The organism is Burkholderia diffusa (genome assembly GCF_001718315.1).
Taxonomy (GTDB): Bacteria; Pseudomonadota; Gammaproteobacteria; order Burkholderiales; family Burkholderiaceae; genus Burkholderia; species Burkholderia diffusa_B.
Window position 1 is genome coordinate 1,226,155 of the sequence record NZ_CP013363.1, and the last position, 12,832, is coordinate 1,238,986.

At 69.3% G+C, this 12,832-nt stretch carries 1 protein-coding gene; it reads right to left on the bottom strand.

Translation table 11 applies throughout. The features are described 5' to 3' along the window. Positions 1–38: 38 nt before the first annotated feature. Positions 39–12,389, bottom strand: a complete 12,351-nt coding sequence (locus tag WI26_RS20815) for an LWXIA domain-containing protein (protein ID WP_069227027.1) — start codon at positions 12,387–12,389, stop codon at positions 39–41. Positions 12,390–12,832: the final 443 nt, after the last annotated feature.

Genomic DNA, 12,832 nt, shown 5'->3' on the forward strand with positions numbered 1-12,832 from the left:
GTCGTTGGGTACCGGGGCCGCTCACACGCCGACACCCGTCATCCGACGATGACCTGCTGCCCCGGATCGATCTCGCCCGGGTGGCTCGCGAGGTTCCGGTTGAGTTGCAGGATCTCGTTGAGCGCGACGTTGATCCGCTGACCGTCCGACATCCGCTGCTGTTCGGCGACCGGCACGTGTGCCGCCGCAAGCAACGTTCCCTCGTGACGTTCGGCGATCGTCCACAACGAATCGCCGGCCGCCACGTTCACCGTTAGCGGTGTCGGGCTTGGCGAATTCGGCGGAGGAGCCGGTTGAGACGGCGTGCCCGACGGCTGCGCCCCCGGCGTCGCCGATGCAGACGGGGCCGCGGACGCATTCGTCTGGGTCGGCGCCGGAGTCGTGCCCGGCGACGGCGCGAACGATGCGCCCGGCGCCGGCGTGCCGGCATTCGAACCCGACGGTTTCGGCGACGAACCAGGCGGCTTGTGTTGATCGTCCGACGCGGTCGCCGACGTGTACAGGCTGATCCCCTGCATGATCCCGAAGATTGCCACCGGCGCCAGCGCGACGCCGGTCGGCAAGCGCTCCATCCACGGCGTCGCATTCGGAAAATGAGAATGCAGCCGCCCGGCGCCGAGCAGCGCGCCGGACATCGCGGTCAGCGTGCCGGTCACCGGATCCACCGTGAGCGCGGTATGAACGCCGGTTGCGATGCCGACCGCCGATGTCAGGTAATCGCCGGTCGCGCTCGCGATGCGTGCCAGTTGACTGCGATTCTCGGCGTTCACGCCGCGCAGGCTGCCCTTGTAGACGATGCCGGTGTAGACGGCGCTGAGCGCGCCGCCGATCGCCTGTCCGCCGGCCAGCAAGTCGCCGTGCATGACCGCCCTGAACGCATTCATCGTAATCGAACCGCCGTAGCCGCCCAGCGCCAGCACGCGACCGACGCGGCCGATCGAATGGCGCGGGCTGCCGTGGTGCAGCAGCTTCAGCGAGGTCCCGCCGACCACGCCCTGCATCTGCGCGAGCATGTCGGCGGCGATTGCCTTCGTGTGCGCGACGGTATCGTCGAACGACAGCATCCCGTCGTCATTCAGCGCGCGAAGCTGTGCGGCCATCGCCTTGCCTTCGTGCGCGATCTGCTCCAGCTGCGTGCCGCGTGCGGTCACGTCGAAACCATTGGCCTTCAGTTGGGCCTGCAGCCCGCGCACGAGCCGGTCGACGACACGGTCGAACACGCGCGGGTCGCCGTTCTTCAGGCTCGCGACCGCGCCGTGATGCAGCGCCTGGAACACGCGCCCGACCCGCAGTCCCGCATACAGCGAGTTCGTCGCGGTGCGCACCGACTCCCGGCCGACCGCGACGAGCACGCCCGCCCCTGCACCGCCGGTCACGGTGGCCGCCGCGATGTCGCCGGCGATCCGCCTGGACGACGGCGGCGGCGTGTTGTCGCCGATCGGTTCGTCGTGCACCCGCAGCGCATGCAGTTCCGCCTGCGCGCGCTTCGCGGCGGGAATGTCGACCTGCGCGAGCTGCGCGGCTTCCCGGCGGCTCGCGCCGATCGGCTTGGTGCCGTCGTTGATCAGCGCCGGGTCGCGCACGACCGCGCGCCAGTGATCGAGCGGATCGGCGGCGGACGGCCGTTTGCCGGTTGTCACCCGGGCCGGCACGCTGCCGCCGTGGTCGGCCAGCCAGCGTGCGCCGAACGTGCGGGCGCCCTTGTCCGTCGTGGTGCGCGGCTTGTTGCCGTCGGCCTCCCACAGCGTGGTCGCATGCTCGATCGTCGCCTTGCGCGCCTGATTCAGCCAGACGGTCGTGTTGCCTTCGTGGATCTTCTGGCGCAGCGCCGCCAGTTCGGCAGGCGTCATTCCTTCCGCGGCGCCGATCCGCTCGACTTCCGCGAACAGCAGCTGATGCTGGTTCGCGAGCGTCTGCCGGTCGACGCGCTCGAACACGCGCGTCAGCGCATCGGCTCCATGCAGACGATCGATGATCTCCGGCCGGTTGCGATTCTCGACGATCAGCTTCGCGAGCGCGCCGGTCAGGTCCTGGTTGCCGATGAAGTCGGCACCGTGCGTGCCGTACGACAGCCCCATGTGGACCCATTCGAGCCCCTTGCGCTCGAGCACCGCGCGCAGCAGCTTCTCGTGTCCGCCGCCCGGCACCGATTCCGGCACCGCATCCCAGCCGTGGAACGTGACCATCACGTTCGGCGCCACCGTGTCGGGATGCGCGTTCGACCAGCGTTCGAGCGCGGTCATCACGCGCACGTAGTCGTGATACGTGTCGTTGGTGCCCGACTGGAACCGGTAGTCGTTGCCGGACACGAGCGCGCGCGACGGCGCGGTCTCGAGCCGGATCGCGAAACCCGTTCGCGCGGCCTCGTCGAGCCAGCCATGCAGATGCGCGAGGTCGTCGAGGGCGAGCGCCGTCCCGTCCGAATCCGGCGCCGGATGGATCACCCCGTTCTCGCCGTCGAACACGGCTTTCTTCTGGTCGCCGAGCGCACGCACCGCGCGCAGGAAGTCCGGATCGTGCGCCTTGCCGAGCACCGCCGCGAGCGAATGCGGATCGATCACGAGCGTGACGACCGGCATCACGCCGCCGTACCGCTCGACGAGCGCCCCCATCAACGCAGGATCGTCTCTCAGCGAGAACGAGCGCGCCATCGGCACCATTCGGTCCTGCAACGCATCGCTCGAACGCGTGAAGATCTGCCGGATCCGTTTGTCGGCGACGGTGGCCGCGCCCAGGTTGCGCGTTCGCGCGCGCAGTTTGCCCGGCACCGGCAGGAACCGCGACGCCGACGTCGACACGTCGCGCGCGACGTACAGCTTGTTGCGCAGCGTGCGCCACATGCCCACGTCGACCATCACGGCTTGCGGCTCGCCCTTCAGCACCAGGTTCACGTCGCCGGGGCGCTGCGCCTGCTTGTTGTATGCCTCGATCTGTTCGTGCGTCGCGAAATACTGCTCGGGCTTCGCCGCGCCGTTGCGCAAACTGAACTCGACGACGGTGGCCGACGACAGGCCCGGCTGATACGGCTCGATCGACAGCGGCGCGGGCGCCGCGCTGTTGCTCCCCAGGCGCCGCAAGTCGCCGAGCACCTCGTTGTAGGCGTGTCGCGTGCGTGCCGCGAGTGCGCGAAACGGCGCCGAATGCAGGCCGCGCGCCTCCGCATCCTTCCACTGATCGCGCAGCGCCTTCGCGCGCGCCTCGAGCGCGGCGACGCGCGTCGGCCGCGCGCTGTTCAGGAAATCGCGCGGCGCCAGTTGAGTGAGCAGGAAATGCACATCCGCACCGAAGCGATCGCTGCCGATCGGCATTTCGTCGAGCGGCAGGCCAGGATGATTCTGGTTGCCGGCCTGCGGGAGCTTGTCGAACCAGCGCATCTCGCCGTTGCGCTGCGCAATCACGCCGAGCGGGTTGCCGAGCGCCTCGGCCACCGCCCCGTCGGTCCTGAACACGTAGATCACGTGACGGCCGCCGTCCAGCGCGCCGTTCCGGATCGCGGTCATCAGGTGCGGCACGCTGTTGCCGCTGAAGTCGACTGCGTTGAGCAATGACTTGTCGGACGGCAACAGATGCGGATCGACCGGCGGCAGCGGCGCGGCATTCGCGTCGTCGCCCTGCTCCGCGCGCGACAGGGGCCGGCGCACCGGCACGATCGACTGGAACAGGTCGCCGGCGGAGCGGAACGGTTTCTTCTCGATGGCCGGGGCCTCCTTCGCCGGTCGGAACCCGCCGATGCGGTCGACGGTCGCGGGCGTCACGTCGCTGACGACGAAGCGAATCCCGCGGCGCGGCGACCGGCCGACCGGAATGCCGCCGCGGCGACGACGCCGGAATACCGTGCGCAGATCCTGCTCGGGAATCTCGGTATCGCCGAGCGGCGCCTTCTCGAAGTACTTCCACACGTGGTTCGTGTCGCGCTCCGCATGGCCGAGCACCTTGCCTGTCTCGTCGTCGACCACATGAATCCAGCGGTGCTCGCCGGAAACCGCGCGCACGGCCTGGCGCGGCCGCTTGAAGACCGGCGCGTCCTGCAGCTTCGACACGTCCGCGGCGAGCGCCTTCTCGATCGTCTGGCCCGACGTCGTGACCGACCACGACGTCTTGCCGTCCGGCGTCTCGATCTTCGACGGGCCGCCGAAGTGCACCAGTTCGTCGTGCGCGACCGGCGACACGTAGAAGTCGAGCTTGCCGCGCGCGCGTCGGCCGCTGTTGTCGCCTCGCTCCAGCGCCTTGTTCAGCGCGTGCGGCACGCGCTTGCCGTTCAGCATCCGCACCGGGCCGAACGCGCCGTTGGCGTCCGTCTCGAGCACCGCGACGAACGTCGGCGCCCCGTGTGGGCCGTCGCCGGCCGGCGGCTTCGCATGCGCGGCGACCAGCACGTGTGCATTGGGACCGATCTGGCGCGCCAGACCGTCGAGCGTCGGCGCATGCCGGCCGTCGAGTCGCGTGAGCGTGCGACGGCCGAGGGTATCGAGCCAGGTGGCGGCGCGCGTCTGCTGTTCGGCCTCGACCACGGCGGCACGCGGCGGCGCGGCGGGCGTGCCCGAATGACCGGAAACGGTGGCCGGTGTCGTCGCACCGGACGGATCGCCGCCCGCGCTCGCGAGGCGGCCTGTCGGCCCTGCCGGCCCGATCATCGGCCAGATCGGGGTGCCGTCGACCGCGCCGGCCGCGCGCGTGCCGCCGGCATGCACGGCCGCGTAGCCCTCGGGCAGGCCGGAATGATCGACGCCGGCAAGCCGGTACGATGCGTCGCCGGTCGTCGCGTCGCGGGTTCGCACGACGTACATGTCGACGCCTGCCGGCTTGAACAACGTGCCGCCGTCGGGCGTGACGATGCGCAGCGCGCTCGCCGGATCGTGACCGAGCGCCGACAGCAGCACGACGTCGGTCGGTGCGGCGGCCTCGACTGCGGCCAGGTTCGCGGTGGCACTGGCCGCGACGCGTTCCGCCGCCGTCAGGTCGCCCTGCGCGAACGCGGTATCGTCCGGCAACGCATCGGCCGGCACATATGCATGATTGCGCGGGCCGGTATTGGCCGCATCGAGCGCCTGCCCGAGCGCATCGTGCGCGATCGTCGGCACGCCTTCGGGCAACGCGCGCGGTGCATCGGCCGCAGCGCGGCCAGCCGCGTGCGCTGCCGCTGCCGTCGCGTCGGGCACCGCGCCGCTGAACCGGAACCAGCCTTCCTCCGGGTCGAGCGCGCCAAAATCGGTGCCGCTGCCGAGCACGATGCCGCCATCGCGCGTCACGAATTCGACGCGCAGGTTCGTCAGGCCGGCGGCGTCGAACGCCTGCATCACATCGTCGATCACGCGGGTCGGTTCGGGACCGTCGAGAAAGCCGCTCGGCCAGTGCAGGGACACGGTTCCGCCGGCTTGCGTCACGCGCGCGGCGTCGCCGATCACGCCCGGCCGCTCGGCGAGCGCACCGCGGAACGCATGGTCGAGCGTGATCGATTCGAACGTATCGTCCGGAATTCCGCTGAAATCGTAGTCGGGATCGGCGAAGGTCGGATCGGACACGCGTGGCACCGTTGGGCGCGGCGGCCGATCGTCGAACGGCCGCGCCGCCGTTTGCGCCGGCATCGGCGCGGGTTCCGCGCCCGCCGCCGCGGGCAGTGCCGGGCGGCCCGCTCGCGCGGGGTCGCCGATGAAGCGCTGCATCGGCAGCCGATCCTTGTCGACCTGTCCGGTCAGGCGCGTCCCGCGCACGGTGGTCGACCCGTCGGGTTCGACGAGCAGGATGTCGGGCGGCGCCCAGACCGACGTCGGCCGCCCGGTGAGCTCGGACAAGCGCTGCGCAAGCGCTGCCGCGAAGGTGGTGCTCGCGGCCCGCACCTGGCCCGGCGCGACGCGCAACGGATCGTGCTTGCTGGACCCGCCGAAACACGAATACAGCGTCACGTCCTGCCCCGGCTCGAGAACCGGCGCGACGCGCTCGGCCACCTCGCCCGGTGTCAGCGGCCGGCCGTCCGGGCCCAGCATCGCATCGGCCGACATTCCGTGCCCGAACACCACATGATGGCCGGGCGGCGACATCAGCCCGCGTGCGCCGATCGGATGCAGCGGGTCGTCGGCCGGCATCAGCAGCGTGTCGGCCGGGCGCAGGAACTCCGGATGCTGCGTCGCGTCGATACCGGTCACGTCGTCGAATCCCGGCTGCATCACCGAATGGCCGTGGATCGTCGTCGTGATCACGCCGCCGTTGGCGATCGTGCGGTCCGTATAGACGCGGCTGGTCTTCGGATAGATTTTTTGCGTCTTCCCCGACAGGCCGTCGTCGGCCTCCGCCTCGGCGGCCTGCTCTGCGCGGGCGGCCCATTCGTCGGCCGTGAAGATCTGCCCCGGCTCGACCTCGACGAGCGGAACCGGCACGTAGACCGGCGGCTCGTTCGCGTCCGGCTCGCCCGAGAGACGAGGATGCGGATGCGTCGGCCCGCCTGGCGTCGCGCCCGGGCGCGCGGCGTTGCCGCTCTCGCCCGCGTTGCCGCGCCGTCCGCTGTCCGCGTCCGGATCGATCCGCGCTTCGACGGGACGCACCGGTTCGACCGGCGCGTCGTTGCGCGCCGTCGCCCCCGGCACCGGCTCGCCCCGCCGGGCGAAGACCAGCGGCGGCTGGCTTGCGTCGGGCGTCTCGGGAATATGCAGGTAGAGCCGCGTCGACACGTCGGGATCGTGTGCCGGCACGACGATGTCGTCTGTGTTCGGGTGCAGTTCCAGCGCACCGGTGCCGCGCACCGAGTTGGACGCGATCGACGCGATTACCGGCACCTGCAGCTCGTATGCCAGCTCCTGCGCGAACGGATAGTCGCCGGAGCCGAGATAGCAGCCCGTCAGCAGCACGCCGTTGCCTTCCGTATAGGCAGGATCGTCGAGCATCCTGCGCGCGAATTCGCGCGGTGAAATCGTGGTGCCGTCCTGCGTGACGGCGATCGAACTGTCCCACCTCACGTTGCTCGGCTTCGTGCCGTGCGATTCGACGATGTCGAAGCCCGACACCTTGAGGAACTGCCGCGCGGTCGCATGGCCGAGCAGGTTCACAACGTTCGAGCCCGGCACCGGCCGCAGTTCCAGCGGATTGACGCGGACCGGCTGCGCGCGCCCGGGCGAGAACTTGCCGTTCACGTCCGGTTCGATCTGGAAGCGCGCGAGCCGACGGCCCGGATTGGGGATTGCGCGCTGCCATCCGGCCGCATCGGAGTCGCCCAGCCGGCCGAACACCGGCGCCTGGATCAGGTCCGCGAACTCCTGCAGCAGCTCGGGATCGGCGCCGCTGTGCGGCCCCTCGAGCGCGATCGGCGTGCCGGGCGTATAGCCTTTCCACGCCAGTTCCTCCAGCGCGTACGTCATTTCGAGCGCGCTCGCCGAGCGGCCGCTGCGCGGATTGATGATCGACCCGCGATTCGTCAGCACGCGCCACACATAGACGCCGAGCGGCACGCGCGCGTCGCCCGACGCACTGCTGCCGCCCCAGCGATTCGATACCGGGCGCGGCGCCACCGTGCTCCAGTCGACCGCGTGCGCGCCCTGGTCGATGATCGCCAGCGCCGGCGAGAAACGGTAGGTGCGCGGCCCATACTGCACCGAACGGTCGGGCTTCCCCGCGAAACTCGGGGCATCGGGCTCGATCACGATGCCGGCCGCATAGCCCGAGTCGGGGCTGCCGTCGACGCGGCTGCGCGGCGAACGCCATGCGACGAAGCCGCTCGCGCCGTAGACGTCCACGCCCAGCACGTTCGCGAGCAGTTGCGCGAGCGGGCTCACCCGCGTGCCCGCGCCGCATGCATAGAGAATCACCGGCGATTTGCCGTCCCAGCCGCTCTGGCGCACCGTCTCGGCCAGATCTTCCGCGCTCATCGGCTTGCCGGTCGCGCTCGCGAACGCATCGGTCCACGCGTGCGCGTACACGGCGAAGTAGCCGGGCGGCACCGGCATCAACGGCCGCTCGCCCGGCGGCAACTGGTTCTCCGGCTGCGCCGGATGGTTCGAATAGATCGCGAGATCGGCCTCGCGGCGCGGATAGGCGCCCCATTGCGTCTCGTTCATGCCCGGCATCGCGTTGATCACGTCGACGCGCCGCCCGTCCTCGCTGCGGATCAGCGGTTTCGCCGGATCGAACCCGCGCGGGTACACCACGCGCAGCGTGCGATCGTACATGTCGTTCATCGACAGCGTCAGCCGCTTGCCGGCTTCGTCGAGCCCGACGTGTCCCACCACCGCTCCGGGCAGCACCGTGCCGTCGGCGGCAAGCGCCGTTTGATCGACCAGCGCGACCTGATAGCGGCCGGCCGCCACGCCGTTGCGGGCGACCATCATCGCGTCGTGGTAAGACGCATAGCGCGTGATGCCGATCGTGCCGTCTTCGGCGGTTGCCGCTGCGGCGAGTTTCTCCGGATCGTTACCCGCCGCCGCGCGCCGCTCGTCAGCGTTCGCCGCGCGGATGTCGTCCGACAGGTTGCCCCTTTCGGTCGCGGGCAGGCCGTCTTCGTCGAGATTGCGCACGTTGCCTTCGCCGTCCTCCAGCGCGTACACGTAGTATTCGACGTCCTCGAGACGGTTGCCGCTCTCCAGAATCGATCCGACCACGCTGCTCAGGATCTCGCGATCGGCTGCCACCTGCGCGGGAATGTCCCACGACGCGGGGTGCCCCGCCGCCGCAGCCGCAGCCGCTGTCGGCGTGCCGGCCCTGGCCGCCGTCGCGCCTTCGCCGGCCACCGCATCCGCCACGGCCGGAGTCGCTTCGCCGTCGATCCCCTCGGCGTCCGGCGCGAGCCGCAGCAGGATCGCGTCGCCTTCATCCGGCGAGCCCTGCGTACGGCGCGCACGCAGCCACGCGGCGAATCGCGACCGCAGCCCGCCGTCGGTCGCCGGCACCGGTTCACCGTCGTCGGCCGGTTCGCCGAAACTGGCCGCCTGCTCCTGCGCGTGCTGCCATGGGTTGCCGATCTCGCCGACCGCGAGACGCTGGTTCGCCAGTCCGTTGCCATACAGCGCATCGACGACGTTGATCGCGACCGGCCGAGGCATCGTCGACGGTGCGGGCGTCTTCGTGATCGCTCGAATCGGCCGCTCCATCAGCGTGTGCGAGCCGAGCCCCATCTGCGCGACGCCGATGCCGAGGTTGAGCAATTGCTGCGCGCGATCGGAATCGGACATCGCGTCCCAGTTCTTGACCAGCGACACGCCCTGGTCGGCCATCTGGTAGCCGCCGATCAATCCGCCCGTGGTATTGAATACGCCGGCCGTGCGCCCCGTCGTCTGCGCGAGCGACTGGAACGCATCGGCTTCCTGCGTGAAGCGGCCGAGGCCGGTCACGTCGGCCGCGACGCCGTCGCCGCGCGATGCGACCGTCAGCAGGTCGGAGACCTGCCCCGTCGTGCGCAGCAGCGACGATGCCTCCGCGAGCGACTTCGCCGCCACGCCGAGCCCGCCGCCGGCGATGCCCGCGCCGCTGCCGATCAGGCTGATCCAGTCGCCGCGCGCCTGTGCGTTGCCGAAGCCGATCGACTGGCCGTGATCGCTCAGGTTCTTCAGATCGCCGATCGCGGCAGGCACGCCGACGGCCATGCCCGCGCCGACGGCAGTCCACGCCGCGAGCATCAGGCCTCCGGCCGGCGCCGCGATGCCGCTCGCAATCAGCACGACGCCACCGGCCGCGGCAAGAATCCCTGCACCCATTTCGAGGATGTGTTCGGCGTGCTGGTACCACTCCGTCTTGTGCGCGTCGATCGTCTCGTATTGCGAGAACCCGCCGGACGCCGAACCGTTCGTCAGGCTTTTCGGCACGTACAGCTTGCCGTCGTCGGACAGCGCATTGTTGTGCTGGTAATCGTCGACGGTGTCGTACTTCCAGCCGCGATCGTCGATCAGCTTGTACTGGTCCGGATGCCCCGCCACCTGCACCTTGAAAAGCGCGCTCGGCGCGGTACCGGTCTCCTTCGACACGTAGTAGATCGGCACCAGGGACACGACCGCGTGGTCGCCGCCCACCTTGCGGATCTGATCGACGACGTTCTGGATCATCTGCGTCGCGGCCGAATTCCTCGCGTACAGCGACTGACTGTTGACGTTCGTTCCGTTCTGCAACTGCCCGTTGCTGACGATCAGTTGTTCGAGCAGCGCCATCGACGGCACGTCGTTCCGGTCGGTCGGCGTCGCACCCGGGTCGTCCGGCTGGATCCCGAGCCCCGCGCCGACGAAGTTCGTCATCTGATCGGAGCCGGTGGTGAACGTATAGGACTTGTCGTCGAAGTGCTTCTGGAAGTCGTTGAAATACGCATTGAGCTGCTTGTCCGGATCGGACTGGAACAGCTTGTAGCTGGCGTTGGCGGCATCCTTGTTCTGCTTGTCCTGGGCATGCTTGGTGCCCTGGTCGTAACGCAGCTGGAAGTCGTTCGCGAAGCCCGAGCGGAACCGGTCATCGTTCTGCATCCTCGACAGCAGCGCCTTCGACAATGCCGGATCGACACCCGACGACAGCGCCTGCCGCACGCTGTCGAACCCGTAGCCGGTGTCGCTGCCGCGCAGCGTGTAGATCATCGTCTTCGCGTTGCCGTTGGCGTCGAGCAACCAGCTCGCGACGTCGTCCTCGCGATGCACGGGCTCGCCGCTCGCGGTCGGCTGCTGATCGGCGAGCCCGACCGCCGTGCTGAGGCCCTTGTAGAACTCGATGCCGTCGCCGTAGGGCTGCGGCGTGCCGGTGTTCGACTGCGTCCACTTGTTGCCGAAATCCTTCTGGACGGTATCGAGCACGACGCCCGCGAATTCGGGCGGCGCATTGGCGAGGATGTCCTGCATCCACTTGCCGGCCTTGTCGGCATTCATCCGGCCGTCGTAACGCGCCTGCATGCTGGCCTGGTCCGTCGCCTGCGAATCGGGCTTCTGCATCAGCGGATCGATCTGCGAATGGATGAAATTCGCGTTGAAATGCGGCTGACCGGCCTGCGTCCACAGCGTCTGGCGTTCGTCCAGCGAGAACGACGCGTTCATGTTGGTCTTCAGCACCTGAAGCGCCGCGCCCGGATTGCTGCCCGGATTCGCCATCAGCTGCGCGACCTGCTGCTTCGTGTACTGCAGCCGCACGTCGGGCGCGGCGGCGAGCAGCGTCTGGATCTTCTGATAACCGGGATTGTTCTTGTCCGCCTGCGCCTTCGCCATTGCGTACGCGAACACGCCGCCTGCCTGGTCGATCTGCGCGTTCAGGGCTTTCGCATCCGATTCGCTCATGCCGTCCGTACTGACCGGAACGCCCGTCATCTTGACGAACGCCTCGGCGAGCGGATTCTGCAGGGCAAGCGTCTTCTCCTGCGTCGACAGCTTCGGGTCGGTCGGATCGACGGTCACACCGGTGTCCTGCAGCAGCGCGAACGTGACCGGGTCGGACTGCGCGAGCTGTTTCATCTGCGGCGACAGCGACGGATCGTCGGGATTGATCGTCGCGATCGTGCGCTTGAGCTGGCTTTCCTCGCCCAGCGCGTCGACGAGGCCTGTGTACCACATGCCGTCGTGATTCTGCTTCACGGACGCGACGACCTGCTTCTGCTCGTCGGCCGTCACGTAGGTCAGCGCGGTGTCGTCGCCGCCCGTCACGACCTTGTCGTACTGGCTCTGCGCCTGCGACAACGCCTGCGTGATGTCGGCCTCGTCGGCGCGGCGCAATCCGCCAGGCTCCTTCTGCCATGCCGCGTAGTCGGCCTTCGCGTCGTTCAGGCGCAGCGTCGCGGCCGATGTACTGTATTCGTGGCGCAATGCGCTGGCGAGCGCCGTGTATGCGTCGTTGGCATTCGTGTCGGCCGTCGTGGCCGCCTGGCGCAGTTGCGCGCCGGTATCGGGATCGGCACGCCGGATGCCGCCCGGCAACGCGTTGTACTGCTGCACGTCGGCGTTCGCGGCCTGGTCCTTCTGCATCGCCATCGCGAACTGGAACGCCTTCACGTTGGTCGCCCGCTCGGGCGCGGATTCGGCCGACACCGCCTTTTGCGCATCGTCGAGCACCGAGCCGAGCACCGGGTCGTTCGGCGACGCATTGCGCAGGTCCGATGCCACGCCCGCGATCGCCTTGTTCGTGTCGCCGCCGCCGTCCGCCGCGACGCGCATCTGGTTCTCGACGGCCGCCTGCACCGAGCCCCATGCGGCTTCGGCCTTCTTCACCTGGTTGTCGAGATCGGCCTGCGATGCACCCTGGTCGTGCAGACGCTTGAGCGTCGCCATTTCGGCCTGCGCGAGCTGCAGCAGGCGCTGCGTCTCGGCTTGCGCGGCCGCGAGGGCCTGCTGTTCCGGCGTCTGCGCCGGCGGGGTGCCGCCGGCGCCGTTCTTCGGTGCCGGATCGTCGTCATTCTGCGGCTGCGGCACGTTCACCGGTCCGCCCCCGCCCACCGCCATCAACACCATGTCCGTTCTCCCGCGGCATGCGTGACGTGCCGGCACAGCGGCAGGCGGGCCACGCGCAATGGTCCATTGTGCCGAACGGGTGTGGGTGAAAAAGTCGCGCATTACGTAGTCGCCGGCCGGCCGGCGACGGCCCGGGACGACGCCTGCTACGAACGCAACGAATCCGATGCTGCGATTCGGCCGTGGTTGCCACGGGCGGAAAATCTTGCTGGTTGCCGCGAGCGAGATCGGCAATAGGTGCCGCCGTCAGCCGGCAACACACGGCCTGGTGCGATGCATCACCGCGAGGATGACATCCGGCGCCGGCGCCTGAAACCACCGACGTGCATGCCGAACCGCCCCGCCTTGCCGAATCCCGAATCGTTCGTCACACGCGATGGTTCCATCCGCGCCGATTCGGCGGAAACACCGTGCATCGAAGCACAGCGATTCCACGCGATTTC